We start from the raw sequence: 17,077 nt of genomic DNA, 5'->3' as shown, positions 1-17,077 counted from the left end.
GGCGCGCGTCGATGGCAAACTCCTGTCATGACACGGATTTCCCAAGCCATTGTGCCTGCCCTACGGGCCTTTGCCCTGCAGGGAGCTCTATATGGGGCTCTGTCTGCCCCCCTCCTCTCTGCCGGGGCGCTGCCGCTGCAGGCGGGCACGGCGCCCGACCCGGCGGAATGCGCGGCGCTCTGGCTGGGCATGCTCGATGTGGCAGACGAGTACCCCGGCTATTTCGGCGACATGACCAACACCCGCGCCCTGGCGCAGGCCTTCGAGGATCAGGCCGGGCCGCAGGCAGCGGAGCAGATCGCCGAGGAGCGCCACGACATGGCCCTGATTGCCGAGGCCAAGGTGCTGGGCCAGGACGGGATCTCGACCGGGCTGTTCGACCGGCTGGCCGGGCGCTGCTCGGAGCTGGAAGAGGCGCCCGGCGCATCCCCGCAGGCCGAGGGCGCCGCACCCGCGGAGGAATAGCGCACCCGCATGCGCCAGAGACTTGCCGAGCCGCGCGCAGAGTGCTTTACCATCCCCATGAGCAAGTCCAGCGACAACCCCGCCGATCCGTTCAAGAAGGCCCTGGCCGAGGCCACCAAGGTCATGGCCGACGACCACGACCTGAACGTGCAATACACGGTCGACCCTTCGGGCAAGACCGCGGATTCCCTGCGTCTGCCGCAGATCAGCCGCCGCCTGTCCAAGGAGGAGGTGCTGCTGGCCCGGGGCACGGCCGACGCGCTGGCGCTGCACCACCGCTATCACGACGCCAAGACCCACGCGCGCTATGTGCCGCAGGGCCAGATGGCGCGCGACCTCTACGAGGCGATGGAGACGGCGCGCTGCGAGGCCATGGGCGCGCGCGACATGCCCGGCACCGCCGGCAACATCGACCACAAGATCGCCGCCGAGGCCAAGCGCGGCGGCTATGCCGGGATCAAGGAGATGAAGGACGCACCGATGTCGGTCGCGGCCGGCTACCTGATCCGGCACCTGGCCACCGGGCGCCCGATGCCCGAGGGCGCCGACAACGTGATGGAGCTGTGGCGCGACTTCATGCAGGGCCGCGCGGGCGAGACGCTGGAAGACCTGCAAACCAAGCTGTCGGACCAGAGCCAATTCGCGAAATTCGCGCGGCAGCTGATCGACGATTTCGGCTATGGCGACCAGCTCGGCGATGATCCGGACCAGATGGACGACGAGGCCGAGGACGACGCCCAGGACGGTGAGGAAGAGGAACAGGATCCCGATTCCACCGGCGAGGACGAGAGCGAGGACCAGCCCGAGACCAGCCCCGAGCAGAGCCAGGACGAACAGCAGGACCAGTCGGAAGCGCAGGTGAGCGCCGACGAGATGGCCGACCAGGAGGCCGGCGAAGAGGCGGAGATGCCCGAGGGCGAGGCCCCGATGGAGCCCCCCGCCCCGGCCCCCGTCAGCGAGGCCGACCCGAATTACATCGTCTATACCCGCGATTTCGACGAGGAAATCGCCGCCGAGGACCTGGCCGATGCCCAGGAGCTGGAACGGCTGCGGGCCTATCTCGACCAGCAGCTGGAACCGCTGAAGGGCGCCGTTGGGCGTCTGGCCAACAAGCTGCAGCGTCGCCTGCAGGCACAGCAGAACCGCAGCTGGGAGTTCGACAAGGAAGAGGGTGTGCTCGACGCGGGGCGGCTGGCCCGCGTGGTGGCCAACCCGACCACGCCGCTGTCGTTCAAGGTGGAAAAGGACATGGAGTTCCGCGACACCGTGGTGACGCTGCTGCTGGACAACTCCGGCTCGATGCGGGGGCGGCCGATCTCGATCGCGGCGATCTGTGCCGACGTTCTGGCGCGGACGCTGGAACGCTGCAGCGTCAAGGTGGAGATCCTGGGCTTTACCACCCGCGCCTGGAAGGGCGGACAGAGCCGCGAGAAATGGCTGAACGATGGCCGTCCGCAGGCCCCCGGCCGGCTGAACGACCTGCGCCACATCGTCTACAAGCAGGCCGATGCGCCCTGGCGGCGGAGCCGCGACAACCTGGGCCTGATGATGAAGGAAGGCCTGCTGAAGGAGAACATCGACGGCGAGGCGCTGGAATGGGCGCACAAGCGGATGGTGGGCCGGCGCGAGGCGCGCAAGATCCTGATGGTGATCAGCGACGGCGCCCCGGTGGACGATTCCACCCTGAGCGTGAACCCGGCGAATTTCCTCGAGAAGCACCTGCGCGACGTGATCGCCATGGTCGAGAAGAAGAAGCTGGTGGAGCTGATCGCCATCGGCATCGGCCACGACGTGACGCGCTATTACCAGCGCGCCGTCACGATCACCGATGTCGACCAGCTGGCCGGCGCGATGACCGAGCAGCTGGCCTCACTCTTTGACAACGACCCGCGCGCGCGGGCCCGCATGATCGGCATCCGAAAGGCAAGCTGATGTTCCAGACATTCGAAAGCCCCTCCTCTCCGGAACAGGGGCCGCCGCGCCTGGCTGACCTGCGCGCCGAACTGACACGCCGCGGCCTCGACGGGTTCATCGTGCCCCGCGCCGATGCCCATCAGGGCGAATACGTCGCCGCCCGTGACGAGCGGCTGGCCTGGCTGACGGGGTTCACCGGCTCGGCCGGGTTCTGCGTGGTGACGGGCGCCCGCGCCGCGGTCTTCGTCGATGGCCGCTACCGGGTTCAGGCCCGGGCACAGGTGGCCGAGGATTTCGAGAAGGTCGCCTGGCCCGAGACCGGCCTGGGGGCCTGGATCGCCGGTGCCCTGGCGCAGGGCGGCGTGATGGGCTTTGACCCGATGCTGCACACCCGGGCCGAGATCGACCGGCTGAAGACGGCGCTTGCCGGCAAGGGCGTGGAGCTGCGCGCGGTGGAGGACAATCCCCTCGACGCGGTATGGCCCGATCAGCCGGAGCCGCCGATGGGCAAGATCAGCGTGCAGCCGATTGAATTTGCGGGCGAAACCTTGGAGTCGAAATGCCAGCGCCTGGGCGCTGCCATGGCCCGGCGCGGCGAGGAGGCGGTGGTGCTGACCCTGCCCGACAGCATCGCCTGGCTGCTGAACATCCGCGGCAGCGACATTCCCCGCAACCCGGTGCCCCATGCCTTTGCCGTGCTCTTTGCCAATGGCGAAGTGGCGCTCTTTGCCGAGGACGAGAAATGCGACGACGCGCTGATCGACCACCTCGGCCCGGATGTGACGGTGGAATCCCCCTCGGCCTTCGGGCCCTCGCTGCAGGCCATTGCCCAGAAGGTGACGGGCGCGATCCGGCTGGATCCGGCGGCCTGCCCGATCTGGGTCGAGGCACAGCTGAAGGGCGCGACGATCAGCTGGGGCGAAGATCCCTGTGCCCTGCCCAAGGCCTGCAAGAACGAGGCCGAGATCGAGGGCACCCGCGAGGCACACCTGCGCGACGCGGTGGCGATGTGCAACTTCCTGGCCTGGTTCGACGGCGCCAGGCAGGAGAGCCTGACCGAGATCGACCTGGTGACGCGGCTGGAGATTTTCCGCCGCGAGACCAACGCGCTGATGGAGATCAGCTTTGACACCATCGCGGGCGCGGGGCCGAACGGTGCCCTGCCCCATTACCGCGTGACCCACGAGAGCAACCGGCAGCTGGAAGCCGGGCAGCTGATCGTGGTGGACAGCGGCGGCCAGTACCTGGACGGCACCACCGACATCACCCGCACCCTGCTGGTGGGCGACGAGGCGGGCGCCGAGGAAAAGGCCGCCTATACCCGCGTGCTGAAGGGCATGATCGCGATTTCCCGCGCGCGTTTCCCCAAGGGGATCGCCGGGCAGCACCTGGACGCGCTGGCGCGTTATCCGCTGTGGCTGGCCGGGCAGGATTACGACCATGGCACCGGCCACGGCGTGGGCAGCTATCTGTGCGTGCACGAGGGTCCGCAGCGGATCAGCCGCCTGAGCGACGTGCGCCTGCAGCCCGGCATGATCCTGTCGAACGAGCCGGGATATTACCGCGAGGGAGCCTTTGGCATCCGGATCGAGAACCTGATCGTGGTCAAGGAAGCCGATGACGTGGCGGGCGGCGATGACCGCGCCATGCTCGATTTCGAGACGCTGACCTGGGTGCCGATCGACACCCGGATGATCGACACCGCCCTGCTGACCGCAGATGAGCGGGACTGGATCAACGCCTATCATGCTACGTGCAGAGATATGCTCTCCCCGCGTCTGGACGGCGCCGCCCTGATGTGGTTGGATCGCGCGACTGAAAAACTCTGACACCGCCGGATCCAGGACCGATGTGACATGATGATGTTACATCGGCACGGCAGGACTGAGACGCCTTTTGGGGGGCTGACACATGACCGATATCACCATCCGCGCCGCTGCGGGAAACTGGAGCGTTCGCGCCGGTGGCGCCATCCTGGCCGAAAGCCGCAACGCACTTGAACTGAGCGAACCGGGCTATCCCGACATCATCTATTTCCCGCGGGAAGACATCGCGATGGCCTTCCTGGACAAGACCGACCACGTCACGACCTGCAGGAAGAAGGGCGATGCCTGCTACTTCTCCATCGTGACCAAGAGCACAACGCTTGAGAACGCCGCCTGGAGCTATGAGGCGCCGAAGGAAGGCATGGAGCGGATCAAGGACCACGTGGCCTTCTATGCCACCGACTTCGTGACCATCGAACAGATCTGAGATCCTGCCACGGGCCGGATCAGCGGCGCGGTGCCCCCCGGGGCCCGCGCCGTTTTCATGTCAGCTGTGCTCTTCGGCGGCGGTATCGGCCAGGGCACGGTTGTAGACCCTGAGCGCATCGACGTGGAAGAGCGCCCCGCAGAGCATCGCCTCGCCCTCGGGGGTCTCGCGCTCCACCACCGGCAGGCAGGGCTGAAGCGTGCGTTCGAAGGTCTGGAAGGCGCTCTCCAGGGTCTGGCCGGCGTCGATTGCCTGCCCTGCGTCAATCAGCCGCTGCAGCTCCTCGAGCGGGGGCACGCCTGCGGCGTCGGGCTGTCGCATGACGTCGCGGGCGCGGAACATGCCCATCAGATAGGCCTGTGGCCCGGCCGAGATATGCAGGCCGCGACGCTCGAGCTGGGTCAGGAAGAAGGAGCGCTTGACGAATTTCGTGCCGATGGCGGTGGAGATGGAGACGGTCACCAGAACGGCCATGGCCATGTCCCAGTCGCCGGTCATCTCGAAGACGATCAGCGTGGTCGAGATCGGCGCGCCAAGCACCGCCGCCGCCACCCCGGCGAAGCCCGCCAGCGCGTAGTAGCGCACCTCTCCGGACATCTCGGGGAAGAAGCTGGTGGCGACGAGGCCGAAGGCGAGCCCGGTGAGCGAGCCCATCATCAGCGCGGGAGAGAAGACGCCTCCGCCCATGCGCCCGCCATAGGTGATGGCCAGAGCCAGCGCCTTGACCATGGCGAAGATGATCGCCTGTGACAGCAGGAGGTCGCCGCTGAGGGCGCGGCTGGTCGTCTCGTAGCCGACACCGATGATGAAGGGGAAGTAGATCGCGATGCCCCCCAGCAGCCCACCGGCGACACAGGGGCGCAGCCAGCGCGGAATGGAGAGTTTCTCCTGCACGCGGTTGCCGAAATCCTCGGCGAAAAAGAGCGCCAGCATCAGGATCCCCGCCACCACGCCGCAGACCACGCCGAGCAGCAGGAAGGCCGGCAGCTCGAGGTAGAATTCAAGCCCGTCTGTATTGGGCAGGGCAAATTCCGCCGCGCCACCATGGGCCAGGCGGTTCATCACCGCGCCCATGACCGAGGCCACGACGATGGGGGCGAAGGCATGGATGGCGAAGTGGCGCAGCACCACCTCCAGCGCGAAGAGCGCCCCGGCGATGGGCGCGTTGAAGCTGGCTGCGACGGCGGCCGCCACGGCACAGCCGAGAAGGTCGCGCCCGGTGACGCCGTCGGCCTTCATCCAGTCGAGCACCCGCGTGGAGAGCACGGCGCCCATGTGCACCACCGGCCCCTCGCGCCCGGTGGAACCGCCCATGCCCAGGGTGATCAGCGAGGCGAAGGCCGAGGCGACACCGGCGCGCATCTCGACCCGGCCATTGTCGAGGGCCGCGCCCTTGATCACGTCCGACACGGACCGTACGCGCCCGTCGGGAGTGAAGAAGTGCAGGATCAGCCCGACGATCAGTCCGCCGATGATCGGCACCATGAGCATGACGTACCAGGCCACGCCTTCGCCCTTGGGGGCGAGCCGCCCCTCCTCATTGGCACCGTAGGAAAACAGCTGGAGATAGTAGATCGCCTCTCGGAAGAGGAGGGCCGCGCCCCCTGCCGCCACGCCGATGCAGAGGGCGATCAGCCAGAACTGGAACTGGTTCGGGCCGCGGGTGCGGACGATGTTCCAGCTGCGCCGGGCCTGAAGGTGGCAGGTTCGGAGGAGTCCCTGAGTGACCTGATTGTCCTCTGTGGCCATCCGCCTGTCCCTTGTGCCTGTGCATTGGCTCCGCGCGGGCGGCACGGGCGTCTTTCAGAGGAGGCGCGGCGCCGCCGCCAGGCGGAATCTCCCCCCGGTGATAGGGGATCGCGGCGGCGACGAAAAGACCCGGCCTGTGGGCGCGGGCCTGCGGGTGGCAACCTGTGGCAGCTCTGCCTGCGGGAGCGACGCCAGATCCGACATTCGGCCGCCCCTCGATCGGGGTACAGGGTGCAGGCCCGGGCGTTGTGACACGAATTGGTTGCCAATTTCTGAAAATCCGCCTGCGCGGTTTGGCCCGACGTTGGCGGGATGCCTCAGTCGGCGGAGATCAGGCGGCGCGCGGCGGCGCGGGCCTCGTCCGTCACCGCATCACCGGAGATCATCCGCGCCAGTTCGTCGACGCGGTCATCCGGCGACAGCGCGGTGACGGTGGAGAGCGTCATGCCATCCTCGACGCGCTTGGCGACCTGCCAGTGATGCGAGCCGCGAGCGGCCACCTGTGGCGAATGGGTGACGACGAGCACCTGCCCCCCCTCTGCCAGCCGCGCCAGTCGGCGCCCCACCGCATCGGCGGTGGCGCCCCCTACCCCGCGATCGATCTCGTCAAAGATCATCGTGAGGCCCGAGACATCCCCGGCCAGGCAGACCTTGAGCGCCAGCAGGAAACGGCTGAGTTCGCCGCCCGAGGCGATCTTGGCCAGGGGGCCGGCCGGGGCGCCGGGGTTGGTGGCAACCGTAAAGGAGACCTCGTCCAGGCCGTCGGGGCCCGGATCGGTCGGGGTGATCGCGGTCCGGAACCGCGCGCGGTCCATCTTGAGCGGCGCCAGCTCGCCTTCGACCGCGCGGTCGAGACGCGTGGCGGCCTCCTGCCGGGCCGTGGTCAGCGCACCGGCGGCCTCGCCATAGCTGGCCTCGGCCGCGCGCATGTCGCGCTCGAGCGTTGCGATCTGCTCGGTGCCGTTGTCGATGGCGTCGAGGCGGGTGCGCAGGTCTTCGGCGAGGCTGGCGAGATCATCGGGGCCGACGTCGTGCTTGCGCGCCAGGGCACGCAGTGCAAAGAGACGCTCTTCGGTGGCTTCCAGTTCCAGCGGGTCGAAATCGAGGGCTTCGAGACAGCGCAGCACACCATCGGCAGCTTCGCCCAGCTCGGAAAGGGCACGTGTCAGGGCCGCTATCGGCTCGTCCAGGCGCCCTTCGGTGCCCTCGGCGGCACCATCGAGCCAGCGCAGCGCATCGCCCATCGCCCCCTCTGCCCCGTCGGAGCCGAGCGCGGCATGGGCACGCGAGATGTCCTGACGGACGCGTTCCGCGCTCTGCATCATGCGGCGGCGGGCATCGAGTTCGGCATCCTCGCCGGGCTGGGGCGCGAGCTGGTCGAGCTCGGCCACGGCATGGCGCAGGAATTCCTCCTCTGCGGCGGCCTTGGCCAGGGCGCTGCGCGCGGCATCGAGCGCCTTCTGTGCGGCCACCCGGGCCCGCCAGGCCTCGCGCACGATGCGGCGCTGAGGGTCCAGGCCTCCGAAAAGATCGAGAATGGCGCGGTGCCCGGAGGGATTGAGCAGGCCCCGGTCGTCGTGCTGGCCGTGCAGTTCGACGAGTGTGTCGGAGAGCCGGCGCAGCACCTCGCCCGAGGCGCGGCGATCATTGATCCAGGCGGTCTTTCGCCCCTCGCGGGTGTTGATGCGGCGCAGGATCAGCTCCGGCCCGCTGGCAAGACCGGCCTCTTCGAGGACCTGATGGGCGGCATGGCCCTCCGGCAGATCGAAGATCGCGGTGACCTCGCCCTGCTCGGCGCCCTCGCGCACCAGATCCGCGCGCCCGCGCCAACCGAGGACGAACCCGAGGCTGTCGAGCACGATGGATTTGCCGGCGCCGGTCTCGCCCGTCAAAACGTTGAGACCCGGCTGGAAGTCGAGTTCCAGCCGGTCGATGATCAACAGGTCACGAATGTCGAGACCGCGCAGCATGTACGGATTAGCCCCGGAGGCGCCCGGGCGATGCGGACACCGCCCTGAACTGCGCCGAGATCACAGCCATTCGCCGCGCACCGTCTGACGATAGATCTGGGCCAGCCAGCCATCGCCCTTGGCTTCGGGCGCGAGGCCCGCGCCGGTCAGCACATCGTAGGCGTCCTTGTACCACTGGGTGCCCCGGAAGTTGTAGCCGAGGATGGCAGCGGCGGTCTGTGCCTCGTCCGTCAGGCCGAGGGCCAGGTAGGCCTCCATCAGGCGATAGAGGGCCTCGGGCGTCTGCGAGGTGGTCTGGAATTCCTCGACCACGATGCGGAAACGATTGATGGAGGCCGGATAGAACTTGCGCTTGAGATAGTAGCGGCCGACTTCCATTTCCTTCGATGCCAGGTGGTCGAAGGCCAGGTCGAACTTGAGGATCGCCGAGCGCGCATATTCGCTGTCAGGATAGCGTTCGATGACCTGACGCAGCGCCTGGAGCGCCTGGAAGGTCAGGCCCTGGTCACGGCCCACTTCATCGATCTGGTCATAATAGCTGAGCGCCAGGAGATACTGCGCATAGGCCGCATCCTCGCCCGTCGGGTAGAAATCGAGGTAGCGTTGCGCGGCTGCGCGGCTGTCCTCGTAGTTCTTGGCCGAATGCTGGGCAAAGGCGGTCATGATCAGAGCGCGCTCTGCCCATTCCGAATAGGGATAGAGGCGCTCGATCTCCGAGAAATACTCGGCGCCATCGGCAAAGCGACGCCGATTGACCTCGTATTCGCCACGTTCGTAGATCTGTTCTGCGGTGAAGCTTTCCAGCGGGGTATCATCGTTTCCGATCCCCGGTGACTTCCCACAACCGGCAACCAGTGCGGCCAGAAGAATCGCACCCGCCAGCCTCTTTCCGAAACCGCCGCCTGTCATGCGTGCCCTCACCCCTTCGACGTCAAATTTTTCCCGCGCGCCCTAGGCGGCGCACTACGGCTTGGTCCTAACACAGAAAATTCCGGGGCAAAACGCCTTAACGACACCACCGGCGGGTTTGCGTGTCAGGCGACGGCCGGGATCTCGTCAGGGGTGACGCCTGCGCCCGGAAGACGCGCAGCAAGTGCAGCGTCGCAAGTGACGAAGCGATAGTTCGCCTCGTCGGAGAAAACGGCCCGAAGAAGCGTGTTCGTCAGGCTGTGACCGGAGCGGATGCCCTCGTACCGGCCCAGAATCGGTGCACCGGCAAGCGCCAGGTCGCCGAGGGCGTCCAGCATCTTGTGGCGCACGGGCTCGTCACGGTGGCGCAGGCCGCCGGGCGTGACGATGCGGTCGCCGTCGACAACGACGGCATTGTCGAGCGTGCCGCCAAGGGCCAGGCCCTTCTCGTGCATCATGTCGACATCGGACTGCCTGCAGAACGTGCGGCTGTCGCAGAGTTCCCGTACGAAGCTGCCGTTCTCCATGGTCAGAAGCTTGGCCTGACGGCCGATGGCGGCGTCCTCGAAGTCAATCAGGAAGTCGATCTCGAGCACCGGGTTCGGCAGCAGGCGGGCAACCGCCTGTCCGTTCGTCACCTCGACCGGACGCAGGATTTCCAGCGCGCGGGCCGGTGCCCGGAGGGCCGTCAGGCCGCGCGACAGTATCCCGCGTACGAAGGGGGCGGCGGAGCCGTCGAGGATCGGCACTTCGGGGCCGTCGATCTCGACCACGGCATTGGTGATGCCGCAGCCCGACAGCGCGGCCATCACGTGCTCGATCGTCGAGACGGTGGCGCCGGCGGCGTTCTCGATACGGGTGCAGAGGGGGGTGCGGTCGACCGCCTCCCAGTTGGCAGGGATCATCGCATCGCCGAGGGAGATATCGGTACGGCGGAACCAGATACCGTGATCAGCCTTTGCCGGGCGAATGGTCAGCCGCGCGGGGCGACCGGAGTGGAGTCCGGCCCCATCGAAACTGACTGGCGCTTTGATCGTATACTGCAAGGCTTCCCCCAACGGAGTTATTCAAGGTCTTACGGACAGAGATCTGCCGTTTACGATTTGGTAGGTAAAAGCTCCCCCCAAGGTTCTCAACTCACTCTTTGCAACGGATTGTAATATCCATGCTGCGGTGCGCGAAAAGCTGCGGCGGATTGAAACATTCAGTCACATTTAGCCCCAGAACGTGAAAAGGCCGCCCTGACGGCGGCCTTTTTAAGAAATTATTCACAATCTGACCGGCGATCCCTGCCGCGCTCAAAGTGAAGCGGCAGGTTTCGTTAACCGGTTGCCCGGTCGCTCAGTTGGCCTGGCGACGCAGGAAAGCCGGGATCTCGATCCGCTCTTCATCGGCCTCGGGCGCCGGAGCGCGCTTGGCCTGGGGCGCCGGAGCGGCCGAGGGACGCGGCGCCGGAGCCGCCGGTTTCGGCGCGACACGGGCCATCGGTTCCTGCCGCGGCGCCTGTTGCGTGCGCTGCTGCTCGGAGTTGCCGTGGTCCTGATGCCCGGTCATCCGGTTGATCAGCGAGTTGATCCCGAAACGGGGTTTCTCGGGCTCGGCGCGGCGCTGCTGCTGCGGCGCGGGCTCGGCCTGAACCGGCTCCGGCTGATGGCGCGGCTGGTTCTGCACCGCAGCCTGAAGACGGGCCAGCGCCTCGGGCGAGGGCTCGCCGGGACGACGCGGACGCGGCGCGACAAAGTTCTCTGCCTCCGGCTCTTCCGCGTGGGCGACACCGTACTGGGGCGCGGGCTGCGGACGGTAGGCCGGCGGCGGCATGTCGTCTGCACCGCCACGCGCCTGCTGCGGCTGATGACGCGGTGCCGGCGCGGGTTCTTCGGCAGCAAAGAAGCTCGACTGGGAGCCGTTGTCCTCGAAGAGGGTCGGAGCGTTGGCCTCGTCCTCTTCCATGGTGGCGTGCTGATGGGTGCTGCGCGCAGCGACGGGTGCGGCGGCGGCAACCTGGGCGTCCTCGACATGGGTCGTGGGCTTCAGCGGTTCGGAGAGCTTGCGGCGCGGCACGGGGATCTCGTGCTGGGAATCCGTGGCGTCGATGCCGGTGGCAACGACGGAGACGCGCATCCGGCCTTCCATGGTTTCGTCCATGGTCGAGCCGACGATGATGTTGGCATCCGGGTCGACTTCCTCGCGGATGCGGTTGGCCGCCTCGTCGAGTTCGAACAGGGTCAGGTCGTGGCCGCCGGTGATGTTGATCAGCACGCCCTTGGCGCCGCGCAGCGAGATCTCGTCGAGCAGCGGGTTGGCGATGGCCTTCTCGGCAGCCTGGACGGCACGGGTTTCGCCATCGGCTTCGCCGGTGCCCATCATGGCCTTGCCCATCTCGTCCATCACGGCGCGAACGTCGGCAAAGTCGAGGTTGATCAGGCCGGGACGAACCATCAGGTCGGTCACACCCTTGACGCCCTGGTAGAGCACGTCGTCGGCGAGCGAGAAGGCCTCGGTGAAGGTTGTCTTCTCGTTGGCAAGGCGGAACAGGTTCTGGTTAGGAATGATGATCAGCGTATCGACCATCTTCTGCAGCTGTTCCACGCCTTCCTCAGCCTGGCGCATGCGCTTGGCGCCTTCGAACTGGAAGGGCTTGGTCACGACACCGACAGTCAGAACACCGAGCTCACGGGCAGCCTGGGCGATGATAGGCGCCGCCCCCGTACCGGTGCCGCCGCCCATGCCCGCGGTGATGAAGCACATGTGTGCCCCCGCGAGGTGGTCGACGATCTGTTCGATGCTCTCTTCGGCAGCGGCAGCACCAACAGAGGCCTTGGCCCCTGCGCCGAGCCCCTCGGTCACCTTGACGCCGAGCTGAACGCGCTGGTTCGCCTTGCTCTGCTGAAGCGCCTGGGCATCCGTGTTGGCAACCACGAAATCGACGCCCTCGAGGGCCTTGTCGATCATGTTGTTAACGGCATTGCCGCCGGCTCCGCCGACGCCAAAAACGGTGATGCGTGGCTTCAACTCTTCTCCCGATCCGGGAACACTGAGGTTCAATGTCATCGATAAATCCGCCTGATCTGGTCCCGGTTTTCCGGGGTTTTTTCTGCCTATCGCCTTAAAGGATATAGATTCCCCACGGCGACGTCACCCCAGAATCGCTGAAAAACACCAAATCTGGGCGTGTACGTCCGAGTTTTCGCGGTATTTCGCCGAAGGCACCGGATCTTGCGGTTACCAATTATCCTTGAACCAGCGCACGGCGCGCTTCAGGGACCGGGCCGGATAGCGATCGAGGGGCAAATCGAAGTCCCACCATTCGTCCTGCGGATGCGCGGAAAACAGGCACATCCCCACGGCAGAGGCGAATCCGGGGCCCGTTGCGGCCTGCGGCAGCCCATGCACGCGCAGGGGACGTCCAAGGCGCACCTGCTGACCGAGGATCCTGCTGGCCAGCCCGTCGAGACCGGGGATCTGGCTGGCACCGCCGGTCAGCACGATCTGCTGGTTCGGCAGGTGATCGAAGCCCGCGGCATCGAGGCAATAGCGCACTTCCTCGAGGATCTCCTCGACCCGGGGGCGCATGATGCCGATCAGCTCGGCGCGGGTTACGGTGCGGCGGTCATGCTCGTAATCGCCGGTCTCGCCGCCGATCTCGATGCGCTCGCGGTCGTCCATGCCGGTGGCGACGACACCACCGTAAAAGGTCTTGAGCCGTTCGGCATTGGCCTGGGAGATCTGCAGTGCCATCGAGATGTCGCCGGTGACGTGATCGCCGCCCATGCGCACCGTATCGGCATAGATCATGTGCTTTTTCATGAAGATCGAGAGCGAGGTCGTGCCGCCGCCCATGTCGATGCAGGCCGCGCCGAGTTCCTGCTCGTCCTCGACAAGGCAGGAGATACCGGTGACATAGGCCGAGGATGCGATGCCCGCGAGTTCGAGATCGCAGCGCTTGACGCAATGCGCCAGGTTCTGGATCGCCGCGGCATCGACCGTCAGCATGTGCATGTCGGTGGTCAGCGTGTTGCCGATCTGGCCGCGCGGATCCTGCAGGCCGGAGCGGTGATCGAGTGCAAAGTTGACCGGCTGGGCGTGCAGCACCTCGCGGCCATCGCCGTAGTCAGGCACGTCACAGGCCGCCAGCACCCGGCTGACATCCTGTTCGCTGACCTGGTTGCCTTCGATGTCGACCTGCCCGGAGAGACCGTAGCTGCGCGGGCCAGCGCCGGAGAAACAGGCGATCACGTGGTCGACACGCACCTTGGCCATCTTCTGCGCCGCCTGAAGCGCGGTCCGGATGGCCCGTTCGGTTTCCGGCATCGAGGAGATTTCGCCGAAACGCACCCCACGCGACCGGGTCGTGGCGGCACCGATCACCCGAAAGCCCGCCTGCCCTGCAAGCGATCCCACGCCATCGGCGCTGGCCGGACGACGGCCGCTGCCGTCGAAGCGCAGCACGAGGCAGGCAATCTTGCTCGTGCCGACATCCAGGATGGCCACCACGCCACGCTGCATCGCCGCCTTGCGCATGTTGCGCATCGCCCGTTGGGATTCGTAAAGTTCCATCACTGCCCCTTTGCCTGCATCGCTGCATCTCTCATCTGCCGCCATTCTTCCGTGGCGGGTTCCGTCATGCGCAGGGTGGGACGCACGCCGAGGCGCATGTCCACCGCCACAACATCCCTGTCCAGCAGCTCCTGCGCCTGTTGCAGGGCCAGGACGCGCTCCAGCGCCTGGACGGGTTTTTCCTCGGGCAGCATGATCCGCTGCCCGCGATCCAGCACGACATCCCAGCGGCGCTCGCCGATACGCTGCAGCCCGCGCAGCCGCTCGGTGATCGGACCGGCGGCCGACAGGATCGCCAGCGCTTCGGGCACGGCCTTGTCGGCGCCCTCGCCAGCCAGCAGCGGCAGGTCGGGACGATCCACCCGCGAGGCAATGGTGCCGGTGACCATACCGGTGGGATCGATCAGCTCCTCGCCTTCGGGGCCGGTCCAGACGGCGACCGGCACGCGCTCGAGCACGCCGATATGCAGGGTGCCGCCATTGCGCACCTGCAACGCGACATCGGCAACGCTGGGAAGCTGGGCGATCTTGTCCCGCAGGGCCTGCAGGTCGATGTCGAAGGAGGACATCGGCAGGTCGAGGTCGAGAAGCGCGCGGATCTGCTCCTCTGTATCGACGCCGGCGCCCTCGACCTGCACCAGGTCCACCATGAACTGCGGCCGGTGCTGGAATTCGTCGATCCAGCCTTCGACCGTATCCGTGACCACGGCGCGATGCGCGGGATCCGACAGCCAGAGCTGGGTGCCACCCGCCACGACCGCCATGGGCAGGATCACCCAGACGGAGAGGCGGAACATCGGCGTCAGCATCAGGCGCTGCATGCGCCAGGACCAGCGCGAAGGCGCCGGATCGTGACGGTCGCCGCGCCGCGGCTTGCGCGGGGCCTTGTGGCTGTTGCTGCGGGTGTAGCCGGAAGGACTTACCGCTCGCATGAGGCATCCTCCACCAGCCAGCGGCACAGCTGTCCAAAGGTAATACCGCAGGCCTGGGCATGTTCGGGCGACAGTGAGGTCGGCGTCATGCCCGGCTGGGTATTCGTCTCGAGCAGGAAGAGACCGTCGACACCCCTGCCCTCGTCCCAGCGCAGGTCGGTGCGCGAGACGCCACGACAGCCGAGCGCCTCGTGCGCGCGCATCGCGTAGTCGAGACAGGCGGCGGTGATCGCTTCGGGAATTTCGGCCGGGCAGACATGGGTCGACCCGCCGGGCGCATATTTCGCCTGGTAATCGTACCAGCCCTCGGTGACGATCTCGGTGACGCAGAGCGGCCTGTCGCCCATGACTGAAACGGTCAGCTCGCGCCCGGGCAGGTACTTCTCGACCATCAGCCGGTCGGGCATATCGTCGGCGATCCGCGGCGGCGTGTCCGCTCCCTCGCCCACGATATAGACACCGACAGAGGAACCCTCGTTGTAGGGCTTAACCACGTAGGGCGGCGCCATCACGTGAGCGCGGGCAATCTCGGCCTTGGTGGCCAGGATGCTCTCGCCGAAGGGCAGGCCCGCGGCGGCATAGGTCGCCTTGGTGCGCTCCTTGTCCATGGCCAGGGCCGAGGCAAGGACACCGGAATGGGTATAGGGAATGCGGAGCCATTCCAGCACGCCCTGCACACAGCCGTCCTCGCCCCAGCGGCCATGCAGGGCGTTGAAGACGACATCAGGAGAGAGATCCGCGAGGCGCACGGCAAGATCGGGGCCGGCATCAAGCTCGACCACTTCGAAACCTTCATCCCGCAAAGCGATGGCGCATTCACGACCCGACGAGAGAGACACCTCGCGCTCGGCCGAGGGTCCGCCCATCAGTACCACCACTTTCGGGGTCGCCCTGCTCGACAAACCCACGTTCGTGCCTCAATGTCCCGGGCCTTTGCGGCCCTGTCCGTATTCGGATGCCGGGCCGTTTGCCGGCCCGTGCTGCTCTGTCTGCGGGCCCCGATTGCTTCGGGTTACCCTTGCCTTCCTGCACCTTCAGGTAGCGGGGGCATTTTGCGGGCCGATGCGCCAAGCGCGGGCCCGAATGGTCGTTTCTGCGAGAGGGATCGCGCCTCACGATCCGGGGATTGGATCACCTACACGCATGATTTCCCACTGTAACTCTATTCCCCGCTTTTGGAAAACCCTTTTTCGGACCTCTTCACCCAGGGCCTCCAGATCCGCCGCCGTCGCATCGCCGGTATTGGTCAGAAAATTGGAATGCTTCTCGCTCATCTGCGCGCCGCCGATCCGGGCGCCACGCATGCCGACCTCGTCGATCAGGCTCCAGGCCTTGAGGTCATGCACGTCGTCGTCGCGCCCCGTCGAGGAATACCCGGCCGGGTTGCGGAAGGTGGAACCGGCGGTCCGGTCCTTTGTAGGCTGGGTTGCGTCGCGTTTCGCAAGCTGCTCCGCCATCCGCCCGGCAAGCACCTCCGGATCGCCGGACGCCCCCTCGAAGGTGGCCTCGACCAGAACCCACCCCTCGGGCAGCGAGGTGCTGCGATAGGCGAACTGGAGGTCGTCGCCAGTCAACTCGACCAGTTCACCGCTGCGGGTGACTGCGCGGGCAGAGATGAAAATATCAGCAGTGTAGCTGCCGTAGCAGCCGGCGTTCATGCGCAGGGCCCCGCCGATCGAGCCGGGGATGGTGCGCAGGAATGTCAGATCGATCCCCTCGGCGGCCGATTTGATCGCCACATGGGCATCCAGCGCCGCAGCCCCCGCAATGACTCGATTGCCATCGAAGCGGATGTCGTTGAAACCGCGCCCGAGGCGGATCACCACGCCGCGGATGCCGCCATCCCGCACGATCAGGTTCGACCCGACCCCCATGGGAAAAACAGGGACCGCGGGATCCAGCGCGGCAAGGAACTGCCGCAGGTCCTCGATATCGGCGGGCTGGAACAGCCAGTCGGCAGGGCCGCCGACCCGCATCCAAGTCAACCCGTCAAGCGCACGGTCCGCGGTCAGGCGACCGCGGCAGGAAGGCAATGTGGAAAGCTCACTCATGGCCGGTGTTCTGCCCCGCCCCGCGACGCCGGTAAACCCCCATGACGGTCCCGAAACCGACACCGATCAACCCGGGCACCACCATCAGGCCGATGAGCAGCTCGTAAGCCATCGCGTTCCAACCTTCGGCGGCACGCGCCTGAAGAACGAGCCAGGTGCCATAGCCCGCCACGAGCACCACCGGAAGCCAGACCCAGCGAGTGCGACCGCTCTGGGCCAGCCACCAGCAGAGCGCCAGCGGCACGAGAAAGGAAATGATTGCAACGGCATAGGCCAT

The 17,077-nt window shown here is 66.7% G+C and carries 14 protein-coding genes; 4 read left to right on the top strand and 10 right to left on the bottom strand.

The window, feature by feature from the left end; translation table 11 throughout:
• Positions 1-27: 27 nt before the first annotated feature.
• The 4 genes from AC0WR5_RS06730 (at position 28) to AC0WR5_RS06715 (ending at position 4,632) form a co-directional block, all read left to right on the top strand.
• A complete protein-coding gene (locus AC0WR5_RS06730) occupies positions 28-465 on the top strand; it encodes a hypothetical protein (protein WP_475867780.1) in 438 nt (145 codons plus the stop codon).
• 57 nt (positions 466-522) lie between these two features.
• A complete protein-coding gene (cobT, locus tag AC0WR5_RS06725; protein WP_475868916.1) occupies positions 523-2,397 on the top strand; it encodes a cobaltochelatase subunit CobT in 1,875 nt (624 codons plus the stop codon).
• Entirely contained in the window at positions 2,397-4,208 is a 1,812-nt protein-coding gene (locus AC0WR5_RS06720; RefSeq protein ID WP_475867779.1) for an aminopeptidase P family protein, read from the top strand. Before cobT ends, AC0WR5_RS06720 begins: the two co-directional genes overlap by 1 nt.
• Before the next feature lie 82 nt (positions 4,209-4,290).
• The gene (locus AC0WR5_RS06715) at positions 4,291-4,632 is read left to right on the top strand and encodes a DUF427 domain-containing protein (RefSeq protein ID WP_475867778.1); all 342 of its coding nucleotides are present in this window, start codon (positions 4,291-4,293) and stop codon (positions 4,630-4,632) included.
• A gap of 60 nt (positions 4,633-4,692) precedes the next feature.
• Here AC0WR5_RS06715 and AC0WR5_RS06710 read toward each other — a convergent pair whose 3' ends face one another.
• From AC0WR5_RS06710 to AC0WR5_RS06665, 10 genes are all read right to left on the bottom strand, one after another.
• Positions 4,693-6,381, bottom strand: a complete 1,689-nt coding sequence (locus tag AC0WR5_RS06710) for a chloride channel protein (protein WP_475867777.1) — start codon at positions 6,379-6,381, stop codon at positions 4,693-4,695.
• 317 nt (positions 6,382-6,698) lie between these two features.
• Positions 6,699-8,351, bottom strand: a complete 1,653-nt coding sequence (gene recN / locus AC0WR5_RS06705; protein ID WP_475867776.1) for a DNA repair protein RecN — start codon at positions 8,349-8,351, stop codon at positions 6,699-6,701.
• Positions 8,352-8,411: 60 nt separating this feature from the next.
• Positions 8,412-9,260 (bottom strand): outer membrane protein assembly factor BamD, encoded by an 849-nt coding sequence (locus AC0WR5_RS06700; protein ID WP_475867775.1) that lies wholly within the window; start codon positions 9,258-9,260, stop codon positions 8,412-8,414.
• A 125-nt stretch (positions 9,261-9,385) separates the two neighbouring features.
• On the bottom strand, positions 9,386-10,306 hold the full coding sequence (gene lpxC, locus AC0WR5_RS06695) for a UDP-3-O-acyl-N-acetylglucosamine deacetylase (RefSeq protein ID WP_475867774.1): 921 nt from the start codon (positions 10,304-10,306) through the stop codon (positions 9,386-9,388).
• Positions 10,307-10,601: 295 nt separating this feature from the next.
• Positions 10,602-12,311 (bottom strand): cell division protein FtsZ, encoded by a 1,710-nt coding sequence (ftsZ, locus tag AC0WR5_RS06690; RefSeq protein WP_475867773.1) that lies wholly within the window; start codon positions 12,309-12,311, stop codon positions 10,602-10,604.
• A gap of 171 nt (positions 12,312-12,482) precedes the next feature.
• Positions 12,483-13,820 (bottom strand): cell division protein FtsA, encoded by a 1,338-nt coding sequence (ftsA, locus tag AC0WR5_RS06685; protein WP_475867772.1) that lies wholly within the window; start codon positions 13,818-13,820, stop codon positions 12,483-12,485.
• Positions 13,817-14,749 (bottom strand): cell division protein FtsQ/DivIB, encoded by a 933-nt coding sequence (locus tag AC0WR5_RS06680; RefSeq protein ID WP_475867771.1) that lies wholly within the window; start codon positions 14,747-14,749, stop codon positions 13,817-13,819. The genes ftsA and AC0WR5_RS06680 overlap by 4 nt, the downstream gene beginning before the upstream one ends.
• The gene (locus AC0WR5_RS06675) at positions 14,737-15,657 is read right to left on the bottom strand and encodes a D-alanine--D-alanine ligase (protein ID WP_475867770.1); all 921 of its coding nucleotides are present in this window, start codon (positions 15,655-15,657) and stop codon (positions 14,737-14,739) included. Before AC0WR5_RS06675 ends, AC0WR5_RS06680 begins: the two co-directional genes overlap by 13 nt.
• Before the next feature lie 204 nt (positions 15,658-15,861).
• The gene (gene murB / locus AC0WR5_RS06670; RefSeq protein ID WP_475867769.1) at positions 15,862-16,800 is read right to left on the bottom strand and encodes a UDP-N-acetylmuramate dehydrogenase; all 939 of its coding nucleotides are present in this window, start codon (positions 16,798-16,800) and stop codon (positions 15,862-15,864) included.
• Positions 16,793-17,077, bottom strand: a complete 285-nt coding sequence (locus AC0WR5_RS06665) for a hypothetical protein (protein ID WP_475867768.1) — start codon at positions 17,075-17,077, stop codon at positions 16,793-16,795. The genes murB and AC0WR5_RS06665 overlap by 8 nt, the downstream gene beginning before the upstream one ends.

It is taken from the genome of Pseudooceanicola sp. DL12 (genome assembly GCF_056270665.1).
The sequence above is the reverse complement of the archived record's forward strand: the minus strand, read 5'-3'. Positions and strand labels throughout refer to the sequence as shown.

Coding starts and splice junctions, on each gene's coding strand:
- ftsZ (WP_475867773.1), bottom strand. CDS start 12,311: ATGACATTGAACCTCAGTGTTCCCGGATCGGGAGAAGAGTTGAAGCCA.
- AC0WR5_RS06700 (WP_475867775.1), bottom strand. CDS start 9,260: ATGACAGGCGGCGGTTTCGGAAAGAGGCTGGCGGGTGCGATTCTTCTG.
- AC0WR5_RS06715 (WP_475867778.1), top strand. CDS start 4,291: ATGACCGATATCACCATCCGCGCCGCTGCGGGAAACTGGAGCGTTCGC.
- AC0WR5_RS06680 (WP_475867771.1), bottom strand. CDS start 14,749: ATGCGAGCGGTAAGTCCTTCCGGCTACACCCGCAGCAACAGCCACAAG.
- recN (WP_475867776.1), bottom strand. CDS start 8,351: ATGCTGCGCGGTCTCGACATTCGTGACCTGTTGATCATCGACCGGCTG.
- murB (WP_475867769.1), bottom strand. CDS start 16,800: ATGAGTGAGCTTTCCACATTGCCTTCCTGCCGCGGTCGCCTGACCGCG.
- AC0WR5_RS06710 (WP_475867777.1), bottom strand. CDS start 6,381: ATGGCCACAGAGGACAATCAGGTCACTCAGGGACTCCTCCGAACCTGC.
- AC0WR5_RS06730 (WP_475867780.1), top strand. CDS start 28: ATGACACGGATTTCCCAAGCCATTGTGCCTGCCCTACGGGCCTTTGCC.
- AC0WR5_RS06665 (WP_475867768.1), bottom strand. CDS start 17,077: ATGGCCTATGCCGTTGCAATCATTTCCTTTCTCGTGCCGCTGGCGCTC.
- cobT (WP_475868916.1), top strand. CDS start 523: ATGAGCAAGTCCAGCGACAACCCCGCCGATCCGTTCAAGAAGGCCCTG.
- AC0WR5_RS06720 (WP_475867779.1), top strand. CDS start 2,397: ATGTTCCAGACATTCGAAAGCCCCTCCTCTCCGGAACAGGGGCCGCCG.